Annotated in this window: 20 protein-coding genes and 1 pseudogene; 11 read left to right on the top strand and 10 right to left on the bottom strand. The window is 61.8% G+C overall.

What is annotated here, in order from left to right; translation table 11 throughout:
* Positions 1–40: 40 nt before the first annotated feature.
* The 3 genes from ACR0LZ_RS19565 to ACR0LZ_RS19575 all read left to right on the top strand — a co-directional run bounded on the left by ACR0LZ_RS19565 (position 41) and on the right by ACR0LZ_RS19575 (position 4,956).
* A complete protein-coding gene (locus ACR0LZ_RS19565; RefSeq protein WP_480751794.1) occupies positions 41–1,699 on the top strand; it encodes an NAD+ synthase in 1,659 nt (552 codons plus the stop codon).
* Positions 1,700–1,877: 178 nt separating this feature from the next.
* Positions 1,878–2,516 (top strand): hypothetical protein, encoded by a 639-nt coding sequence (locus ACR0LZ_RS19570; protein WP_480751796.1) that lies wholly within the window; start codon positions 1,878–1,880, stop codon positions 2,514–2,516.
* A 1,108-nt stretch (positions 2,517–3,624) separates the two neighbouring features.
* Positions 3,625–4,956, top strand: a complete 1,332-nt coding sequence (locus ACR0LZ_RS19575) for an NAD(P)/FAD-dependent oxidoreductase (protein ID WP_480751797.1) — start codon at positions 3,625–3,627, stop codon at positions 4,954–4,956.
* A gap of 6 nt (positions 4,957–4,962) precedes the next feature.
* Here the strand turns inward: ACR0LZ_RS19575 and ACR0LZ_RS19580 are convergent, their stop codons facing one another.
* On the bottom strand, positions 4,963–5,892 hold the full coding sequence (locus ACR0LZ_RS19580; RefSeq protein WP_480751799.1) for an MBL fold metallo-hydrolase: 930 nt from the start codon (positions 5,890–5,892) through the stop codon (positions 4,963–4,965).
* Positions 5,893–6,008: 116 nt separating this feature from the next.
* On the opposite strand from ACR0LZ_RS19580, the gene ACR0LZ_RS19585 reads away from it, so the two are divergent.
* Positions 6,009–6,443: a DUF1801 domain-containing protein gene (locus tag ACR0LZ_RS19585; RefSeq protein WP_480751800.1), complete on the top strand. Its 435-nt coding sequence runs from the start codon at positions 6,009–6,011 to the stop codon at positions 6,441–6,443.
* 117 nt (positions 6,444–6,560) lie between these two features.
* Positions 6,561–7,886, top strand: a complete 1,326-nt coding sequence (gene gltX / locus ACR0LZ_RS19590; protein WP_480751801.1) for a glutamate--tRNA ligase — start codon at positions 6,561–6,563, stop codon at positions 7,884–7,886.
* Between the two features lie 91 nt (positions 7,887–7,977).
* Here gltX and ACR0LZ_RS19595 read toward each other — a convergent pair whose 3' ends face one another.
* Positions 7,978–8,547, bottom strand: a complete 570-nt coding sequence (locus tag ACR0LZ_RS19595) for a gamma-glutamylcyclotransferase family protein (protein WP_480751802.1) — start codon at positions 8,545–8,547, stop codon at positions 7,978–7,980.
* 94 nt (positions 8,548–8,641) lie between these two features.
* Here ACR0LZ_RS19595 and ACR0LZ_RS19600 point away from each other — a divergent pair, with 94 nt between their 5' ends.
* Positions 8,642–9,097: an RrF2 family transcriptional regulator gene (locus ACR0LZ_RS19600; RefSeq protein WP_480751803.1), complete on the top strand. Its 456-nt coding sequence runs from the start codon at positions 8,642–8,644 to the stop codon at positions 9,095–9,097.
* Between the two features lie 26 nt (positions 9,098–9,123).
* On the opposite strand, the gene ACR0LZ_RS19605 is transcribed toward ACR0LZ_RS19600, so the two are convergent.
* A complete protein-coding gene (locus tag ACR0LZ_RS19605; RefSeq protein WP_480751804.1) occupies positions 9,124–11,652 on the bottom strand; it encodes an ABC transporter permease in 2,529 nt (842 codons plus the stop codon).
* Positions 11,649–12,344, bottom strand: a complete 696-nt coding sequence (locus ACR0LZ_RS19610) for an ABC transporter ATP-binding protein (protein ID WP_480751805.1) — start codon at positions 12,342–12,344, stop codon at positions 11,649–11,651. Before ACR0LZ_RS19610 ends, ACR0LZ_RS19605 begins: the two co-directional genes overlap by 4 nt.
* A 51-nt stretch (positions 12,345–12,395) precedes the next feature.
* Here ACR0LZ_RS19610 and ACR0LZ_RS19615 point away from each other — a divergent pair, with 51 nt between their 5' ends.
* A complete protein-coding gene (locus ACR0LZ_RS19615) occupies positions 12,396–13,034 on the top strand; it encodes an arylesterase (protein ID WP_480751807.1) in 639 nt (212 codons plus the stop codon).
* Between the two features lie 6 nt (positions 13,035–13,040).
* Positions 13,041–13,658, top strand: coding sequence for an SOS response-associated peptidase (locus ACR0LZ_RS19620; protein WP_480751808.1), 618 nt, complete (start codon positions 13,041–13,043; stop codon positions 13,656–13,658).
* A gap of 6 nt (positions 13,659–13,664) precedes the next feature.
* Here ACR0LZ_RS19620 and ACR0LZ_RS19625 read toward each other — a convergent pair whose 3' ends face one another.
* From ACR0LZ_RS19625 to ACR0LZ_RS19635, 3 genes are all read right to left on the bottom strand, one after another.
* Entirely contained in the window at positions 13,665–14,201 is a 537-nt protein-coding gene (locus ACR0LZ_RS19625; protein WP_480751809.1) for a DUF4329 domain-containing protein, read from the bottom strand.
* Positions 14,202–14,228: 27 nt separating this feature from the next.
* Positions 14,229–14,786, bottom strand: coding sequence for a L,D-transpeptidase (locus ACR0LZ_RS19630; RefSeq protein ID WP_480751811.1), 558 nt, complete (start codon positions 14,784–14,786; stop codon positions 14,229–14,231).
* Positions 14,787–14,847: 61 nt separating this feature from the next.
* On the bottom strand, positions 14,848–15,231 hold the full coding sequence (locus ACR0LZ_RS19635; RefSeq protein WP_480751812.1) for a hypothetical protein: 384 nt from the start codon (positions 15,229–15,231) through the stop codon (positions 14,848–14,850).
* Between the two features lie 174 nt (positions 15,232–15,405).
* Here ACR0LZ_RS19635 and ACR0LZ_RS19640 point away from each other — a divergent pair, with 174 nt between their 5' ends.
* The gene (locus ACR0LZ_RS19640) at positions 15,406–15,831 is read left to right on the top strand and encodes a thioredoxin domain-containing protein (RefSeq protein ID WP_480751814.1); all 426 of its coding nucleotides are present in this window, start codon (positions 15,406–15,408) and stop codon (positions 15,829–15,831) included.
* A gap of 30 nt (positions 15,832–15,861) precedes the next feature.
* On the opposite strand, the gene ACR0LZ_RS19645 is transcribed toward ACR0LZ_RS19640, so the two are convergent.
* Both ACR0LZ_RS19645 and ACR0LZ_RS19650 read right to left on the bottom strand, forming a co-directional pair.
* Positions 15,862–16,068, bottom strand: a complete 207-nt coding sequence (locus tag ACR0LZ_RS19645) for a cold-shock protein (RefSeq protein WP_480751815.1) — start codon at positions 16,066–16,068, stop codon at positions 15,862–15,864.
* 181 nt (positions 16,069–16,249) lie between these two features.
* Complete coding sequence (locus ACR0LZ_RS19650) at positions 16,250–16,501, bottom strand: hypothetical protein (protein ID WP_480751817.1); 252 nt, start codon at positions 16,499–16,501, stop codon at positions 16,250–16,252.
* A gap of 146 nt (positions 16,502–16,647) precedes the next feature.
* Here ACR0LZ_RS19650 and ACR0LZ_RS19655 point away from each other — a divergent pair, with 146 nt between their 5' ends.
* Both ACR0LZ_RS19655 and ACR0LZ_RS19660 read left to right on the top strand, forming a co-directional pair.
* A complete protein-coding gene (locus ACR0LZ_RS19655; RefSeq protein WP_480751818.1) occupies positions 16,648–16,788 on the top strand; it encodes a hypothetical protein in 141 nt (46 codons plus the stop codon).
* 9 nt (positions 16,789–16,797) lie between these two features.
* Positions 16,798–17,397: an REP-associated tyrosine transposase gene (locus tag ACR0LZ_RS19660; protein ID WP_480751820.1), complete on the top strand. Its 600-nt coding sequence runs from the start codon at positions 16,798–16,800 to the stop codon at positions 17,395–17,397.
* 270 nt (positions 17,398–17,667) lie between these two features.
* Here the strand turns inward: ACR0LZ_RS19660 and ACR0LZ_RS19665 are convergent.
* Positions 17,668–18,348: pseudogene (locus ACR0LZ_RS19665) on the bottom strand (DUF6602 domain-containing protein); the annotation flags it as partial.
* Positions 18,349–18,471 lie beyond the last annotated feature (123 nt).

Raw genomic sequence — 18,471 nt, forward strand, 5'->3', positions numbered from 1 at the left:
CTGGTAAATGGCTTTGAATGGATGAGAGCAGGGGGGCGTCATGGCCGACCGTTTCCGTATCACTCTGGCGCAGCTCAACCCGGTGGTGGGCGACCTGTCAGGCAATGCCGACAAGGCCTTGCAGGCCTGGGAGCTTGGGCGCGCGGCGGGGGCCGATCTGGTAGCCCTGCCCGAGATGTTCATTTCCGGATACAACACGCAGGATCTGGTGATGAAGCCTGCGTTCCATGACACCGCGATCGCGATGATCGAGACCCTGGCCGAGGAATGCGCCGACGGCCCGGCACTTGCCATCGGCGGGCCTTGGGTTGAGGAAGGCAAGCTGTATAACGCCTATCTGATTCTGAAGGGCGGCAAGATTGCCAGCCGGGCGCTGAAGCATCACCTGCCAAACGAGACCGTTTTCGACGAGGTGCGCATTTATGACGCCGGACCTTTGGGGGGGCCGTATTCGGTGGGCAACACGCGTGTCGGCAGCCCGATCTGCGAAGATGCCTGGCACGAGGATGTGGCGGAAACACTGGCGGAAACCGGGGCGGAGTTCCTGCTGATCCCGAACGGGTCGCCCTATTTCCGCAACAAGACCGAACTTCGCATCAATCAGATGGTGGCGCGGGTTGTCGAAACCGGTTTGCCGCTGATCTATCTCAACATGGTTGGCGGGCAGGATGACCAGGTGTTCGACGGGGGCACCTTTGCGCTGAACCCCGGCGGTGAACTGGCGTTGCGGATGCCGGTGTTTGACGAGGCGGTGACCCATCTTGATCTGCAGCGTGGCGACGATGGCTGGCGTATCGTCCCCGGCGAGATCGCGCCGCAGCCCGACGAATGGGAGCAGGATTACCGCACCATGGTGCAGTCGTTGCGCGACTACATGGCCAAGACCGGGTTCAAGAAGGCGGTTCTGGGCCTGTCGGGCGGTGTGGATTCGGCGCTGGTCGCGGCCATCGCGGTGGATGCGCTGGGGGCCGGGAACGTGCGTTGTGTCATGCTGCCGTCGGAATATACCAGCCCCGGATCGCTGGAGGATGCCGAGGCGGTGGCGAAGGCGCTGGGCGTCCGGTACGATCATGTCCCGATTTCGGAAAGCCGGGCGGCGGTAACACGCACGCTGGCGCCGGTGTTCGAGGGGCTGCAGCCGGACATCACCGAGGAAAACATCCAGTCGCGCCTGCGCGGGCTGTTGTTGATGGCGATATCGAACAAGTTTGGCGAGATGCTGTTGACCACCGGCAACAAATCCGAGATCGCGGTGGGCTATGCCACGATCTATGGCGACATGAACGGGGGCTACAACCCGATCAAGGACCTTTACAAGACGCGGGTGTTCGAGACCTGCCGTTGGCGCAATGCCAATCACCGCGACTGGATGATGGGGCCTGGGGGCGAGGTGATCCGGCCTTCGGTCATCGACAAGCCGCCGAGTGCGGAACTGCGCGAAGACCAGAAAGACAGCGACAGCCTGCCGGATTATCCGGTGCTGGATGGGATTCTGGACATTCTTGTGGATCAGGACGGCTCGATTGCCGATTGCGTCGCTGCCGGGTTTGAGCGCGACGTGGCCAAGCGGGTCGAGCATCTGCTGTATATCAGTGAATACAAACGCTTTCAGTCCGCCCCCGGCGCGCGTCTGACCCAGCGGTCGTTCTGGCTGGACCGGCGCTATCCCATCGTCAATCGCTGGCGCGATCCGAGCTGAAGCCGATATTCGGCCCCTCTTTTGCCTTAATTTTGCCATCTATGCGGCGAAAATGTCGGGTTGCAGGCAGGATTGCCGCAAGAGGGGTGATTCAATTCACGGATTTCAGGAGTATTGTTTCCACCTTCAGTGAAGTAGCGGTGATTTGGCCGAGCATTTGGGGGAATGCGAGGGGTCAATGTTGGAAGAATTTGACAAACCGATTCATACCGCGCCGAGGCTGGCCTCGATGCGGGGCGCGAAGCGGAGCTTGGACGAAAAAAGAACGGATGCAGCGATCAACGCCATCCTGAGCGGCAAGTCGCTTGAACCGGTCGAAGAGCGGAGCGGCTGGATCACGGCGCCCGAGCCCGTGCGGCCCCGGAAGGAGCCTGCAACCGAGAAACCGGCCAGGAAGAAGGGCGGTTTCATCGGACCGATTCCCGTGCGGGAAAACCGGTATGAGCCGACCTGGCTGCATGTGTTCATCGCGACGGTCGCGCTGATCATGCTGTGGCAACCATTGCTGTTGCCGTTGCTTGTTGCCCTGTTTCTGGTCGTGGTTCTGGTGTCTTACTGGACTTTGGGACATGAACGGGTGGTCGAGTTGGCAGGGCACGGGATGGATTGGCTGGAACTCAAGCGCCCCGACCTGGCGGGCCGAATCAGGCAACGATTGATCCGGGCGTCGAAATTCGCGGGCCGGATCGTTGATGTTCTGCCCGCGCGCTGGACCGAGGGGCTGTACCTGCCGGATTTCGAACCCGCCGACGACCTGCCCGAGAAAATGCGCAGCGACCCCTTTGAGCGGCTCAAGGGAACTCGCCGCGATCCGTGACATTTGAAGTGAAAAGGCGCTGCCTTTGCGGTGCCGGGTAGACTGAAAAGACAATCGCCACCGCGCGGTTGTTTTTTCTTCGGGGACAAACTGTTTCCAAAATGTACTAGAATTGCCACATTTGTGACACAATTAAGGTTCAATTTGGCCTCAACTGGGGCGGAATTGACATATTGTGAGTGGGTTAGCCACCTTTCTCAATTCCTGAGAGCATGAAAAGTTTTTGGATTCCGGGATCAAATCCGGAAGGTATCGAGTGTTTTGGGACCAGTGTTTGGTGGTGTGATGTTAAATGGTTATGACAAGCCTCTCCATTCCTTGCCGGAATGGAAATTGATGCGTTCTTTTGGGTGCAAGTTCGACGAAATTGGCATCGACAAAGCGATTGCCAATGTTTTGGGGGACCCGCACAACAAGCCGCGCAAGAGGGGGCGCCCGCTGTGGTTGGGTGAAGAATGGCGGGTCGAGGAGTGATGCCACGACCCCGTGAGTGCAAGTAGTGGGCTTTAAAGCCGAGGGGGAATCGGCACGTCTTTGGGGTGACATGTGAGTGGTGCCCCAAAGACACAGGTCAACGGGATTGCTATGCGCGCCTGTGACCGAAAAGAGTCTTTGGGCGCCATTAGGCAAAGGAATGCCAACGTCACTGGCAGGTTTGCGCCGCAAAATCTGCGGGGCTGAGAGACCCCCTTTTTTTCAGTCACGAAACCGTTATGTGCATGCGCAGAAACCAGTTGCCTTGGGGCTGCCATGAAACTCAACGCTTTGGAAATTTTTTGCATCCTTTTGGCCAGTTCACTGGCTGTGGCTGCGTTTATCGGGGCAATTCACGCCCTGTTGACGGCGGTCTGAGCTGATTGCGTCGATCTGATCCAACTGCCAACGGATCGGGACCAAGCTCAAAAAACTTTGCGCGAGAAGTCGAGGTAATCTGCGTTCGGTGACGTCTGTGCCGGGCGCAGATCGCACCCAAGAAACGCCTTGCGACCAATTGAATGACCGGGTTGCCACAGTTTCAGAGTGAGCAATCCGTTCGGGTCAATTTCGCTTTCTTCGATCGCCAAAGCGCGACATCAATGGGACAGATGCAACTGTATTTGAGCCATTGATGCCCGGTCCCAAGCCTACTTCATTCGAGTCCGACCTGGCCCTTCCAAAAAAGGTTGATGTTGTCGTCATAGGTGGCGGCATAATCGGTACGTCGACCGCGCTGGAGCTCGCGGAACGAGGCATATCGGTTCTGCTGTGCGAAAAGGGGCAGATCGGGGCCGAGCAAAGCTCTCGCAACTGGGGTTGGGTGCGGTTGGGGATGCGCGACCCGCGCGAGATTCCCCTGATGCAGGAGGCGCGCAGGATCTGGCAGGGGCTGGACGAAAGGCTTGGCCGCCCCACCGGGTACAGGCAGGCCGGGATCCTCTTTGCCGACTCGGGGCGGCGCGGTCACGAACGTCAGGCGTGCTGGCTTTCGCATGTCGAAGGGTTGCAAACCGGCGCGCGGCTGGTGAGCGGGGCCGAACTGGCCGCGTTGTTGCCGGGGCATGACGGAGAGGTCAGTGCGGGCCTGCACATGCCGCAGGACGGCCGTGCCGAACCGCAACTGGCCGCGCCGGCGATTGCCGAAGGCGCGCGGGATCGGGGCGCGGCAGTAATGGCGAATTGCGCCGTTCGTTCGGTCGATGTCGAGGCGGGACGCGTTGCCGGGGTCATCACCGAACGCGGGCGCGTGGCCTGCAGCCAGGTCGTACTGGCGGGCGGGGCATGGTCACGGCTGTTTGCCGGGAATGCGGATATTTTCCTGCCGCAACTCAAGGTGCTGAACACCGCCATGCGAACCTCTCCGGTCGAAGGATTGCCGGAGGCAGCGCTCTGGTCCAACGATTTTGCCATGCGCAAACGGGCTGATGGCGGGTATTCGATCGCATCCGGCCACGACAACATCGTCGATATAGTGCCGGACAGTTTCCGGCTTGGATACCGCTATCTGCCCGCGCTTGTGCAGGACTGGAGTTCGCTGCAGTTCAGGTTGTCGCGGTATTGGGCCGAAGAGGCGCAACAGAACCGGTCCTGGCTGCCCACCGACGTGACCCCGTTCGAGCATTGTCGCATCCTGGACCCCGAACCAACATGGCGGGTCGTGCGCAAGGCCTGGGCCAGGGCGTGCCGGGCGTTTCCGGCGCTTTGTTCGGCCGAAATCGTGCAAAGCTGGGCGGGATACATGGATGTCACGCCCGACGCCATTCCGGTGATCTCGCAGGTTGACAGTCTGCCGGGGATGTTCATCGCCACCGGCTTTTCCGGGCATGGGTTCGGCATCGGTCCCGGCGCGGGGCGACTGACGGCCGATCTTGTGACCGCCGATACGCCTTGCGTCGACCCCTCTGCGTTCCGCCTGTCACGGTTTACCGACGGCTCAAGGGTGCGTCCCGACCCGGGGTATTGACCTGTCTCAGCCCATCATCTGATAGCTGACCGGGACAAACCGGAACCCGTCGCCGCGCGGTTCGACGAAACCGGCCGCCGGGAAGGGCATGTGATAGCCGATCATCGGGACACGGTCCGCCGCCAGCATGCCCAGAACCTTTCGGCGCGAGGCCGTGGCGGCTGCCTTGTCGACGTCAAAGCTGAGTTCCCATTCGGGATGTGCAAAGGACCACACATAGTGATTGGCCAGATCGGCCGTCAGCACCAGACGCTGGTCGCCGCTTTCGATGTGGTAAACGGTGTGTCCGGGGGTATGGCCGAATGCGGCCACTGCGGTGACGCCTGAAACAACCTCGCCGACATCTTCGACAAAGGTCATCCTTTCAGCCAGCGGGGTGACGTTTCCGGCAACCAGATCGCGGACCGGGTTGCCTTCTTCCAGCCCGCTCCAGAAGTCGTATTCCTTTGCGGCGGTGACATAGCGGGCATTGGCAAAGGTCGGTGCGCCATCCGTCATCAGGCCGCCGATGTGATCGGGATGCATGTGGGTGATGACGACCACGTCGATGGCGTCGGGGCTTGTCCCGGCGGCGGCAAGCGCCTTTTGAATGCCGCCCTGGCCCAGGCCGGTATCGAACAGAACCCGCTCGGATCCGGTGTCGATCAGGGTGGGGGTGAAAAAGAACTGCGCCGCATCTGCGGGAATGAAGTTTTCCGCCGAGACGCGGGCGAATTCCTCGTCGCTGACATTGGCGCCAAAGACGTCCTTGGCGCCGTCGCGGGGAAAGCTGCCATCGAGAAGGGTGCTGACCGAAAACCCGCCCAGCTTGAAGGACCGGGCGATGGGCGGTTCGGAAGCGCCAGTTTCAGCGGCCAATGCGGGCCTTGCGGCCGCGGCCAGAGGCAGAGCGGCAGCGGCGCCCAAGGCGGAACGGCGGGTCAGTTTCACGGTCATGGATCAGCCTCCCAACAGGTGTTTTGACAAATGGCATTAGTGCGGCTGCCGGATAAGGCAGTGTGCGCGCGCGCAGAGGGGATGTGCGGCGTCAGAGAAAGCTGTAGAAACGGGACATGGCGAAGGCAAATAACAAAACCGTTCCTACCGGACAGGCGGTCGAGGCGTTTCTGGCGTCGGTGGACCCTGTCGACCGTGCCAGGGATGCGCGACAACTGGACCGGTTGTTTCGCCGGGTCACCGGTTTTGCGCCGGTGATGTGGGGGCCGTCGATCGTGGGGTATGGCCGGTATCACTATGTCTACAAGAGCGGCCGCGAGGGCGACTATCTGGCCACCGGGTTTTCGCCGCGCAAATCCGCCCTGTCGATCTATATCATGCCGGGATATGCGAATTTCGGCGAGATCCTTGCCCGGCTGGGAAAACACAAGACCGGCAAGTCCTGCCTGTATGTCGACAAGCTGGCGGATATCGACCTGGACGTGCTGGCGGAACTGATCCGGGCGGGGTTGACCGATCTGGCGGCCCATTGGCCGGTCGACCCGACCTGACCCGCTTCATCTTTTGAAAAATACGCCCGCCGGAGGCACGCGCCCCGAAAAGGCGCGTTCAGCCGCGCTGGACAAAATGCCGCCCATGTGACAAGAGCCGCGCAACAGGAGACACCCATGACCACCACCCGTTTCGCCCCGTCGCCCACCGGTTACATCCACGTCGGCAACCTGCGCACCGCATTGATGAATTTCCTGATTGCCCGCAAGGCAGGCGGCACCTTCATCCTGCGCATCGACGACACCGATCCCGAACGGTCGAAAGAAGAATATGTCGACGCCATCAAGCAGGATCTGGAATGGCTGGGCCTGCAGTGGGACCGCGTCGAACGGCAGTCCGCGCGGCTGGACCGCTATGCCGAGGCCGCCGACAAGCTGCGCGGGATGGGGCGGTTCTACGAGGCGTTCGAGACCCCGACCGAGCTGGACCTCAAGCGCAAGAAACAGCTCAACATGGGCAAGCCGCCGGTCTATGACCGCGCCGCGCTGGCGCTGTCGGAGGCTGAAAAGGACGCGCTGCGCGCCGAGCGTGGTGACGGGGTGTGGCGGTTCAAGCTGGATCAGCAGCGGATCGAATGGACCGACGGCATTCTGGGCGACATCTCGATCGACGCCGCCTCGGTCTCGGACCCGGTGCTGATCAAGGCGGACGGGCAGGTGCTGTACACGCTGGCCTCGGTGGTGGATGACACCGAAATGGGTGTGACGAACGTGGTGCGCGGGTCCGACCACGTGACCAATACCGCCACCCAGATCCAGATCATCGAGGCGCTGGGCGGAACACCTCCCAGCTTTGCGCATCATTCGTTGCTGACCGGACCGCAGGGCGAGGCGCTGTCGAAACGTCTGGGGACGCTGGCGCTGCGCGACCTGCGCGAGCAGGGCGTGCAACCGATGGCGCTGCTGAGCCTGATGGCGCGGCTGGGGTCCTCGGACCCGGTTGAAATGCGAAACGACATGGCGGAGCTGATCGACGGGTTCGACGTAACCCGGTTCGGCGCCGCGCCGACCAAGTTCGACGTGCAGGACCTGTTCCCGCTGACCGCCAAGTACCTTCAGATGCTGCCCCTGTCGGACGTGGCCGATGCGGTGGCGGCAGCAGGCGTTCCGGATGATCTGGCCGAGCCGTTCTGGTTGATGGCGCGCGAGAACATCACAACGCTGAACGATCTTCAGGGCTGGTGGGAGCTGTGCCGCGACGGCGCCGAGCCGCTGATCGACGACGAGGACCGCGGGTTCATCGCCGAGGCGATGGCGCTGTTGCCCGAAGGCCCGTATGACGGAGAGACCTGGGGTACGTGGACCAAGGCCGTCAAGGAGGCCACGGGCCGCAAGGGCAAGGGATTGTTCATGCCGCTCCGCAAGGCGGTCACCGGCATGGAGCGGGGGCCGGAGATGGCCGCGCTGTTGCCGCTGATGCAGGTGATCCGCGCCCGCGGTTGAGTGAACGCGCCCGTACGGGCGCGTGCCTTCGGCGAGAGTATTTTTGAAAAGATGAAGAGGGGCGGGGCGCGTGGGCACCCGCCCTTTTTCGTCAGGCGGTCTGGACGATTTTTGCCGAGATCGCCCCAAGGCGGTCGTCGACGAATTCGGTCTCTTCCGGGCGGAGTTGCTGATGGCGGGGATAACGCGGCTCGGCCCGGTCATTCAGGATCGGTGCGCCCCACCCGTCGGTGGTGGCGAAGAACCGGTCGGCCCCGTCCGGCCCATAGGCGCGCAAATAGCCCTGGACCACGACGTCGATATAGCTGAGCAGGATCGGGTAGCGGTCGGAGGGGGCTGTGTGGCGGTGTTCCGGCACGGCGTAGACGGCGATTTCGACGTCTCCCTTCAGCGGGTGCGAGATGGCCCAGGTCGCGGGCACCCGGTCATAGGCCCATTCGCGTTCGTCCAGTGCCGCCCAGTCGTTTTTGGGTACATGGGCGATCATGCCTTCGATTTCGCTGTCCGGGGCAGGGATGGCGGTGAGAAAGGCCACCGGTCGCAGATCGGTGTGCCGCCAGGCACGCCGCCAGCCGCGCAGCGTGGCCGGGTGCGGATCGGGGAAATCATGTGTCGCGAGATTGACGAGGCTGCCATAGCCAAAGAAATACGGGTCTTTCATCGGGTTTGTTGTCATGTGAGCAATTGATGTATGTCAAACAGTTTTTTTGGAACGCGTGCAATAAGGTTCCACCGTGAAATTCGAGGAGGAACACATGCGCATTACCAAGAGGACGAATATCGCCATCCGTCTGTTGATGTATTGTGCCGCGCATCAGGACCGGCTGGTCACGAAAGCCGAGATCGCCGAGGTATGCAATATCTCCGAAAACCATCTGGCCCAGGTGATCAACCAGCTGAGCCAGCTCAGTTATCTGAGCACCCAGCGCGGTCGGAACGGGGGGATGTCATTGGGGCGGCCCGCCGAACAGATCCGGATCGGTGAGGTATTCCGCGATGTCGAAGGCAACCTGCCGATTGCCGAGTGTTTTGCCGATGCCGACAATACCTGTCCACTGACAGATGCCTGCCGGTTGCGGCTGGCGCTGCGGGATGCGGCGCAAGCCTTTTATGCCTCGCTGGATGAGATCACGCTGGATGCGCTGGTATGTGACAACACGGACCTTCTGAAGATCCTGCAGCCGGTGGCCTGTCTGCGGCAAAGCGCCTGAGCGCGGGCTGAACCGCATGCCTTGGGTCAATCATTGGCCCGCAGGACCTGCGCGGGGCGGGCCGAAAGCGGCTGCCAGGCAAAGATCAGCCCTGCTGCGAGGGTGACGCCTATCCCTGTGCCGATGATGGTGACGGCAGAGGGCCAGATTACCGTGAAGTTCAGCTCGAAAACGTAGGTTGCGACGGCCCAGCCGCCCAGCAAACCGGCCGCCAGCGCCACAAGGCCCGCCGCCGCGCCAAGCAGTGCGGCGCGCAGGGCGAAGCTGAGCAGGATACGGCGGCGCGCGGCGCCGAGCGTTTTCAGGATCGCCGCCTCGTGCCGGCGGGCGGGTTCGCCAGCGGCGGCGGCGCCGATCAGCACCAGAAACCCGGTCAGCAACGACACACCTGCGCCATAGGATGTGGCGGTTGCCAGCCCGCCCAGCACCTCGGACACGCGGTCGATGGCGTCGCGGACACGGATGGCGGTGATGTTGGGGAACTGCGTGGCGAGGTCGCGCAGGATGGCGGCCTCGGCCTGCTCCTCGGCATAGACCGTGGCGATGAAGCTGTGCGGTGCGGCGGCCAGCGCAGCGGGGTTCATCGACAACACGAACCCCATGCCGGCGGTCGAGAAATCAACCTCGCGGAACGAGGTGATTTCGGCGGTGATGTCGCGGCCCAGGATGTTGATGGTGAGCGTATCGCCGAGGGAAAGGCCCATTTCCTGCGCTTCTTCGGTGGCGAAGCTGATCTGCGGGGGGCCGGAATAGTCGTCAGGCCACCATTCCCCGGCGGTCAGGCGGGCCTTGGGCGGCGGGGCGGCGGAATAGGTCACACCCCGGTCGCCACTCAGCACCCAATGATCGCCCGCCACGTCGCGGGCAGGTTTTCCGTTGATCCGGGTGATGACACCGCGCAGCATCGGCGCGCTTTCCATGCCGCTGACCGCCGGATCGTTGGACAGGCGTTCGGTAAAGCCGGGCATCTGGTCTTTCTGGATGTCGACGAAGAAATAGGAGGGTGCGACATCGGGCAGATTGCCCGAGATCGCGCGGCGCAGGTTGCCGTCGATCTGGCCGACTGCCGCAAGGACCGACAGGCCAAGGCCCAGCGACAGGACGACCGATGCAGCCCCTTCGCGTGGGCCGGAAATGGCGGCGAGCGCCCAGCGAAGAGCAGGACGCCCCCGTGCGCCCGGCAGGGTGAGGCGGGCGAGGGCGCGGATGCCATAGGCCGAGGCCGCCAGCAGGATCAGGGCACCGGTGAGACCCGCGGCTGTCCAGAGCGTGAGGCGGGGCGAGCCGTTGAAGGATGCGGCCAGCCCGACCAGCAGCGCCAGGGCAAGGGCGGTCGCCAGCACGTAGCGAACGCGCGGAAGGGCGCGCGATGCCGACAGGGCGTCGCGGAACAGGGCGGCGGCCCGGATGTCTTCGGTGCGGGCCAATGGCCAGAGGGTGAAGATGAAGGCGGTGATGAGGCCATAAAGCGCGGCTTCGAACAGCGGTTCGGGATAGAGCGAAAACACCGCCGGTACCGGCAATTGCGCTTGCAGCAGCGGGGCCAGCAGGACGGGGGCAAGACCGCCCAGAAGAAGGCCGATCAGGATGCCGAGGATCGACAGCGCGCCGATCTGCAGGAAATAGGTTTGGAAGATGGTGGTGCGGTCCGCCCCCAGAGTGCGCAGGGTGGCGATGGTGCCGGTCTTTCCGGTCAGATAGGCGCGGACGGCGGCAGAAACACCAACACCGCCGACCGCAAGGCCGGACAGGCCCACGAGGATCAGGAATGCGCCGAGGCGCGACACGAACTCGGCAATGCCGGGGGCGCCATTGCGGGCATCGGTCCAGCGCAGGCCGGCGTTCCGGAATGTGCGTTTCGCTTCGCGAGCGGTCGCGGCAAGGTCAGCGCCGGGGGGCAGGTCAAGCCGGTATTTGGTGGAGAACAGCGTACCCGGCTGCAACAGGCCCGAATTGGCAAGACTGTCGGTCAGCACCAGGGTGCGCGGGCCAAGAGCGAACCCGTCTGCCGCGCCGTCGGGTTCGTGGACAAGGGCGGCCATCAGGACAAAGTCCTGCGTGCCAAGCCGGAAAGTGTCGCCCGGCTGCAGGCCCAGACGGTCGATCAGCACACGCTGCATGACCGCGCCGGGCAGCCCGTCGCGGCCCGCCAGCGCCTGCGGCAGGGGTATGTCGGGGGACAGGCGGGCAGTGCCGACCAGCGGATACACCCCGTCGACGGCCTTGACCTGTGTCAGCGCCCGGTCGGTTTCCTCTGCCCGGTCGACCACCGCCATCGAGCGGAAATCGACGACCTCGGACAGGGTATCGGCCTTGCCGGTCATCCAGGCGCGCTCGTCTTCACTGGCGAACCGATAGGTGAATTCAAGCTCGGCATCGCCGCCAAGCAGTGCGGCGCCTTCGCGGGCCAGCCCGGCCTCGATCGCAGAGCGCACGGAACCGACGGCGGCGATGGCGGCAACACCAAGGGCGAGGCAGGCGAGGAAGACGCGGAACCCCTGCAATCCGCCGCGCAGTTCGCGCCGGGCGATGCGGGCGGCTTGGCGCAGGCTCATTCGGCGGCCTCGCGGCGGGTTTCGGTATCGACGCGGCCATCGCGCAGCCGGACCACCCGGTCGCAGCGGCGCGCAAGTTCGTGGCTGTGGGTCACCAGCACCAGTGTCGCCCCATGCCGGTCGCGCAGGCCGAACAGCAGGTCGATGATGGCGTGGCCGTTGGCCTCGTCCAGATTGCCGGTGGGTTCGTCCGCCAGAAGGATCTGCGGGCGCGGGGCCGAAGCGCGGGCCAGCGCGACGCGCTGTTGCTCGCCGCCCGACAGTTGCGCGGGGTAGTGGTCGAGCCGGTGTGAAAGGCCAACGGTGTCCAGCTCGGCCTCGGCGCGGGAAAAGGCGTCGCGGTGGCCTGCCAGTTCCAGCGGCGTGGCGACGTTTTCCAGCGCGGTCATGGTGGGGATGAGGTGGAAGTTCTGGAACACCACCCCCATGTTGTCGCGGCGGAAACGGGCAAGCGCGTCCTCGTCCAGCCGGGTCAGGTCTTGCCCCAGGGCGGTGATGGACCCGTGCGTGGCCTGTTCCAGCCCGCCCATCAGCATCAGCAGCGATGACTTGCCCGAACCCGAAGGACCGACAAGGCCAAGCGTTTCGCCGCGCTCAACACTCAGCGAAACGTCGTGCAGGATATCGACACGCCCGGCATTGCTTTCCAGCGACAAAGAGGCATCTTTGAGAATAAGCACGGGGTCGGTCATCGGCGGGTCCTGTGAGTTGGGTACCTGACTGGATATGGAGCCAAATCGTTCATGCGCAAGAGTTTAACCGCTGGCCTGCTGGTTGCAATCTGCGCGCCCGCCTCTGCCGAACAGGTGGTTATCGCGGCGCTGGGGGATTCCCTGACGCAGGGTTTCGGCCTGATCGAGCAGGAGGGCTTCGTGCCGCAGATGCGCGAATGGCTGGCCGGGAACGGGGCGGATGTGCGTCTGATCAACGCCGGCGTGTCCGGCGACACCACGGCGGGTGGGGCGGCGCGGGTCGAATGGACACTGACGCCCGATGTGGACGCTATGATCGTGGTGTTGGGGGGTAATGACCTGTTGCGCGGGATTGATCCGGCCGAGGCGCGGGCCAATCTGGATCATGTCCTGACGGTTGCGAACAGCGCCGAGGTTGAGGTGTTGCTGATCGGGATGGAAGCACCGGGCAATTACGGGCCCGAATACAAGGCCGCGTTCGATGCAATCTATCCCGATCTGGCCCGGCAACATGACACCTTGCTGGCCGGGAATTTCTTTGCGGGGCTGGGATCGGACGATCCGGCGGCAGTCCAACAGATGATGCAGCTCGACGGCATCCATCCCAATGCCAGGGGCGTGGCGGCCATTGTCGAAAACCTGGGGCCGCATGTTCTGGCACTGGTGGACCGCGTCGGTGCGGCGGAGTGATTTGCCATGCCTGGGCGCCTGTTTCTGACCACACCCGCCGATCAGGTGGCGCAACGGCTGGACACATCGGTCGGGGACCTGGCCAGTGAACCGCCGCGCCGCAACATTCAGCCCGGACAACCGGTCGTCGTGTTCGGCCCCGACGGGCTGACACGAATGCGCTGGGGGGTGATCCCGGTCGGGCGGATCAATGCGCGCGGGCGTCCGGTGATGGAAACGATCATCAACACGCGCTCGGAAACCATGTTCGAAAAATCGGCGTTTTCCGGTGTCGGCCGCGCGGCGGTTCCCGCCGACGGCTGGTATGAATGGACAGGGCCGGCGCGGCGCAAGACCGCGTGGCGGATATCGGATGCCAAAGGCGGGCTGTTGTTTTTCGCCGCGATCACCGACCGGTGGCAGGCCTCGGCCAGCATGGCGGTGGATCAGGTTGCCATCGTCACCTGTGAGCCGAACGATGACGTCCGCCCGATTCACCATCGGATGGGGGTGTTGCTGGAGGTTCGTGATATTCCGCTGTGGCTGAGCGGGACAGAGGCGCAGGCCGGGAAACTGACGCGGCCCTGGCCCGAAGGACGGCTGAAGATCGAAGAGGCGGAGGGTGTCGACTGGTCCGCCCCGTGACGGGCGTCAGTGAGTGTATTCCAGTTGCATCAACTCGTCATGGGTATAGCTTTGCCGGATGATGCCATCGTCACCGGCGCGGAAATTGGGGTCTTGTGGCAGACAGGCCAGGCCGCAGATCTGATAGGTGACCATGGCATTGCTGTCGATGAACCAAAGACGACCACCCGGCGTTGCGACATAACCGTTGACGCCTTCGTCGCGATCCGCCTCGAGATCCAGCACGGTCGGGAATTCGGCAGGCGTAAAGGCGTCATAGGCCCCGTGCGTGTGCAACGAGGCGATCGGGGTGAAACCGCTGCGGGGTATTGCGGGCGTGCAACCGCTTTCGTCGCCGCGCGTAATGACGGTGAAGGTCAAATTCCCGAACTGGTTCCAACCAAGATATCCGCAATACTCAAACCCGGCGGCGAAAGATAGATATTGAAGCGGTGTGAGCCGGGATTTGACCATCGCGACCTCAGAGTCAGGCGGCTGATAGGCGGAAGCGGCCAAGACCGCTCCGGGCCAGAGCAGGCAGGCAATTTTCCAGATTCGGATCATGGCCTTCGCGCCTCCGACGCGCGGGGATCAGACAACGGTCACGACCGTTCCGATAGGCACCCTTTCATACAGATCCATGACATGTTCGTTCAGCATCCGGATACAGCCGTTGGAAACGGCGTGGCCGATGGTTTCGGGCTGGTTGGTGCCGTGAATGCGGAAATATGTGTCCTGCCCGTTCTGGAACAGGTACAGCGCCCTTGCGCCCAGCGGGTTGTCGGTGCCGCCCGGCTGCACATAGTCGTTGTCTGCAAATCTGCCATAGGCCACCGGATCGCGCTCGATCATCTCCTGGGTGGGGCGCCAGGTGGGCCATTCCTTCTTGACGTCGATGGTCGCGGTTCCGGTGAACTCCAACCCGGCTTTGCCCACGCCACAACCGTATCGGATCGCCTTTTTGGGCTCGGTCACGAAATAAAGGTAAAAGGAACGCGGAACGATCAGCAACTGGCCGGGCAGGAACTGTTTCTTGATCCTGACGATCTGTGGCGTCGGGTCATATTCGACGGCTTGCTTGGCATTCGCCTGACCTGGAAGAACGCCGGCCGCAGTTGCAGCAGCAAGAAAAGCGCGGCGCGAAATCATTTCAATCCCCTTTTCAACAACAAAACCAATAGGTCCAGTTTCGGCGGGAGGTCCGTGCCGGTCAATCCACCTTGCGTGTGTAACAGAAAAGTGATGCCGAAGCTGCGGTCGTCAGAGCACAGGTGACCACCCAGCCGAAATACCAGATTTGCCCGGCAAGCAGGTCTTCGGCGTAGGATGCGGCGAACTGCGTCTTGCCGCCCTGTGCCGCCAGAAACGCGGCCAGGGCAAACAGCGTGAACCCCACCAACTGGAGATTGCGAGGGATGGACAGAACCCAGGCCAGCCCGACCAGCGCAAGACCGATGGGCAGACCGATCCAGATCACCTTGTCCGCCCACCAGGGATGCGCGCCCAGCTCTTGCGGGAGCGAAATCAAATGGGCAAACCCGGCAAGGGTCAGGCTGGACAGGGCGGGCCAAAGAGGGTGGGCGATTTTTCTCATGACAGTACCAATTTGGGCAATAGTTTCCGGGCGCAGAAGCCCCCTGACAGTTTTGTGATATTTGAAATGACTCGATGATTGGCTGGACCTTCATAAGATTTGGTTAAGCGCGGCCGATTGCGCAGGGCCATCCCGGTTCCTATCTGGGAAATGTGGTTATTGAAGGACCCGGAGATGACTGAAACAACGTTGACCTGTTTGAGCTGTGGCCAGCTGAACCGGATACCTGGTGACAAGCTTTTGGCGGGTCCCAAATGCGCGAAATGCGGGTCTGGGTTGGTGAGCGGCGCGGCAGTGGACGTCGATCCGGCGATTCTCGAAAAGGCGGCGAAACACGACGATCTGCCGCTGGTCGTTGATTTCTGGGCGCCGTGGTGCGGGCCGTGCAAGATGATGGGGCCGGAGTTTTCCAGGGCCGCGGGCAAGCTGGCCGGACAGGCGCGTCTGGTCAAGCTGGACACGCAGAAATACCAGTCGACCGGCGGGCGCTATCGCATCCGCGGTATTCCGACCATGGTGGCCTTTGAAAAGGGCAAGGAAAGGAAACGCCAGTCCGGGGCGCTGCGCGAAGGGCAGATCGTCGGCTGGGTAAGGACGTAGGGCGGGAATTAATCCCGCCCAGTCAATGGCTTATGCCAGTTCGATATTGTCCGCGCTTTCGCGGCCGTCACGACCCGAGCGCAGCTCGTAGGTGACTTTCTGGTTGTCGGCCAGGCCGGTCAGGCCCGAACGCTCGACAGCAGAGATGTGCACGAACACGTCCTTGCCGCCTGTTTCGGGTGCGATGAAGCCAAAGCCTTTGGTGGTGTTGAACCATTTTACGGTGCCTGCGGGCATTCCGGTATCTCCTGATTGTTGCTGCCCACGGAATTGCGGCAGCCTGGCAGCGTCGTCTGGATCGATAGACTGAGCGCCGGTGGTCGGAGACAGTAGGTCGAAATAGAAAAACGATAGCGATGGGGATATGGCATTGCCAAAGGCGACTGGCAAGGTTTTGTTCGAAATGTATCGTTTTTTTTCAGGTCGTTTGTCCGGATCGTACAAGCCGATCCGCCGCCGTATCGCGGTTTTCGGCTTCCAGAATCTCGTCCCCGCCATTCTTGTGCGACCGCCGCGCAAGCCCCAGGTGACGGAACCCGAAGATCAGGGTCGAGGCGAAAGCAAAGGCCAGATACGTTGCGACAGCCATCGAGATGGACAGATCGAAAACAAACACCTGCACGATGGCGGCGACAAGCCCGGCGACGCTGGCGAAAAAGATAAGGGCCATGACGAAGCACTCCCAGTAGTGTCCTGTCAGGAAAACCCGAGATTTGGGCAGGGATATGGCGGAGTTGCGCAAATATGGTGCGGTGATTCGCGGGGGTGTCTTGAGGTCCGGGCGTCGTGGACGCCGATGGCTCGGCGGTGTCGTAAATGGAACTGGGCAGCCACGTCTTTCAGAGCACGCAGGATCTGGCCAGGATCACCGGGGCCGTGCCGACCCGGTTCCTTGTGACGGAATACGGGTTAAGGCAGCAGGGGGCGGTTCACCGAACTTTAATGGGTCTTGGGTGATCTTTCGGCATGTCCGACTATCGCCGCGTCCGTATTCCCGGAGCGAAGTATTTCTTTACCGTGTCACTGAGTGACCGGTCATCGGATCTGTTGACCCGGGAAATTGCTCATCTGCGTGCAGCCTACTCGGTGACCCGGTGTGAGCGGCCGTTCTGGTGCGATGCCTTTGTCGTGCTGCCCGATCATCTGCACGCGGTGTGGACCTTGCCGCCGGGGGATGCGGATTATTCAACGCGGTGGGGCGCGATCAAGGCGCGGTTTACCATGGGCGTGAACAAGGCAAACCGTAGGTCGGGCTTCAGCCCGGCACCCGAACTCACGCATCTACCCGTTGTGACATCCGGCAGATATGCCGGGCTGAAGCCCGGCCTACGGGCCAACAAACGCGAAGGGGCGGTTTGGCAGCGTAGGTTTTGGGAACATACCATTCGCGACGAACGGGATTACCGCAACCACATGGCCTATTGTTGGTACAACCCCGTCAAACACGGGTTGGTGGAGCACCCGAGCGATTGGCCGTATTCGTCGATCCATCGTGATATCCGCGCAGGCCGGGTTGATCCGGAGTGGAGCGGCGGTGTGACGGACGGCGCATTCGGAGAGCCGTGATACAAAGAACACCCCCCGTAGGCCGGGCTTCAGCCCGGCAGCCACCATTCCCCTCAGAGCGATTGAAGGGTTTTGAGGCCATTCATCGGCGGATGTTGGAAAAGGTGTGGGTGTTTCGAGGGGTGCCGGGCTGAAGCCCGGCCTACTTGCTGCAAGATGGAGTGATGGGTGCGTGCATCCATCCTACGCTTGCTGGGTTGATCCGGAATGGAGTGGGTTGATCACTGAGGGGACGTTTGGGGAGCCATAGGATGGGTGCGAGCAACCATCCTACGCCTTGTCAGCGTGGATTTCTCCTAAGATTTGTGCGAACTCGTCAATGTCTACTTCAACTCCTTGGCTTACCTCTGGATGATAAACTGAATAGCTGCGGTGATCGAAGGGCGCGACAAGTTTGCGGCCATCAAGGATTGGCTCAAGAAAAGTAAGGAACATGTACAATGCCGCCGCTTCAGATACAGAAAACTCTTCGCCTGATGCTTTCTTTCTGATCTGCGATCTATTTGTCGAATCAATGGCTAGGAACGTGTTACCACGCAAAGCGGTGTTTCTATAGACGCCCATGTCTAGGCTGCAGCACAATGATTCAAAGTAGGTCGGGTAGTCACTGTAGTCTGAGTCATTTTTCCAAGCGTTATTGCCATATTGGTCCGTGTGAACATGTGCGCAAAATCGTTCTAGGCTTAAAAAGGATGAGCTTATTGAGAACAAATTGTAGGAAGGCGGAGAAAAGTGAAAACTCTTATGCTTGAGTTCCGTTTCGACCCCGTTGCTGTGTCGGCCACGGTAGTTAAGCGCCCTAAACGTTTGGACTTTTTTTCGGAAGTCTTTTGCTGCGGTGGCATCTAGGGTTTTCTTAACTTCAATTACAGCAAAAACAGTTTCAATAGGAATGTGATGACGAAGCAACCTAAAGCTCTCACTTCGGTCATGGATTACAATATCGCATTCTTGGCTGCGACGTGAGCAGCCCTATCTGACGGGTCCAATGTTATTGTTAGTGCATGATCGGCCTGTGTTCCATCGGGATGATGGTCTCGGGCGCTGGTGGGTGATAGCCCAGTGCACTGTGTG

The sequence above is a fragment of the Ruegeria sp. CI1 genome (genome assembly GCF_056536925.1).

Excerpts from the sequence above, each read along its gene's own strand:
- ACR0LZ_RS19565 (WP_480751794.1), top strand. The coding sequence starts at position 41 with ATGGCCGACCGTTTCCGTATCACTCTGGCGCAGCTCAACCCGGTGGTG.
- ACR0LZ_RS19570 (WP_480751796.1), top strand. The coding sequence starts at position 1,878 with ATGTTGGAAGAATTTGACAAACCGATTCATACCGCGCCGAGGCTGGCC.
- ACR0LZ_RS19575 (WP_480751797.1), top strand. The coding sequence starts at position 3,625 with ATGCCCGGTCCCAAGCCTACTTCATTCGAGTCCGACCTGGCCCTTCCA.
- ACR0LZ_RS19580 (WP_480751799.1), bottom strand. The coding sequence starts at position 5,892 with ATGACCGTGAAACTGACCCGCCGTTCCGCCTTGGGCGCCGCTGCCGCT.
- ACR0LZ_RS19585 (WP_480751800.1), top strand. The coding sequence starts at position 6,009 with ATGGCGAAGGCAAATAACAAAACCGTTCCTACCGGACAGGCGGTCGAG.
- gltX (WP_480751801.1), top strand. The coding sequence starts at position 6,561 with ATGACCACCACCCGTTTCGCCCCGTCGCCCACCGGTTACATCCACGTC.
- ACR0LZ_RS19595 (WP_480751802.1), bottom strand. The coding sequence starts at position 8,547 with ATGAAAGACCCGTATTTCTTTGGCTATGGCAGCCTCGTCAATCTCGCG.
- ACR0LZ_RS19600 (WP_480751803.1), top strand. The coding sequence starts at position 8,642 with ATGCGCATTACCAAGAGGACGAATATCGCCATCCGTCTGTTGATGTAT.
- ACR0LZ_RS19605 (WP_480751804.1), bottom strand. The coding sequence starts at position 11,652 with ATGAGCCTGCGCCAAGCCGCCCGCATCGCCCGGCGCGAACTGCGCGGC.
- ACR0LZ_RS19610 (WP_480751805.1), bottom strand. The coding sequence starts at position 12,344 with ATGACCGACCCCGTGCTTATTCTCAAAGATGCCTCTTTGTCGCTGGAA.
- ACR0LZ_RS19615 (WP_480751807.1), top strand. The coding sequence starts at position 12,396 with ATGCGCAAGAGTTTAACCGCTGGCCTGCTGGTTGCAATCTGCGCGCCC.
- ACR0LZ_RS19620 (WP_480751808.1), top strand. The coding sequence starts at position 13,041 with ATGCCTGGGCGCCTGTTTCTGACCACACCCGCCGATCAGGTGGCGCAA.
- ACR0LZ_RS19625 (WP_480751809.1), bottom strand. The coding sequence starts at position 14,201 with ATGATCCGAATCTGGAAAATTGCCTGCCTGCTCTGGCCCGGAGCGGTC.
- ACR0LZ_RS19630 (WP_480751811.1), bottom strand. The coding sequence starts at position 14,786 with ATGATTTCGCGCCGCGCTTTTCTTGCTGCTGCAACTGCGGCCGGCGTT.
- ACR0LZ_RS19635 (WP_480751812.1), bottom strand. The coding sequence starts at position 15,231 with ATGAGAAAAATCGCCCACCCTCTTTGGCCCGCCCTGTCCAGCCTGACC.
- ACR0LZ_RS19640 (WP_480751814.1), top strand. The coding sequence starts at position 15,406 with ATGACTGAAACAACGTTGACCTGTTTGAGCTGTGGCCAGCTGAACCGG.
- ACR0LZ_RS19645 (WP_480751815.1), bottom strand. The coding sequence starts at position 16,068 with ATGCCCGCAGGCACCGTAAAATGGTTCAACACCACCAAAGGCTTTGGC.
- ACR0LZ_RS19650 (WP_480751817.1), bottom strand. The coding sequence starts at position 16,501 with ATGGCCCTTATCTTTTTCGCCAGCGTCGCCGGGCTTGTCGCCGCCATC.
- ACR0LZ_RS19655 (WP_480751818.1), top strand. The coding sequence starts at position 16,648 with ATGGAACTGGGCAGCCACGTCTTTCAGAGCACGCAGGATCTGGCCAGG.
- ACR0LZ_RS19660 (WP_480751820.1), top strand. The coding sequence starts at position 16,798 with ATGTCCGACTATCGCCGCGTCCGTATTCCCGGAGCGAAGTATTTCTTT.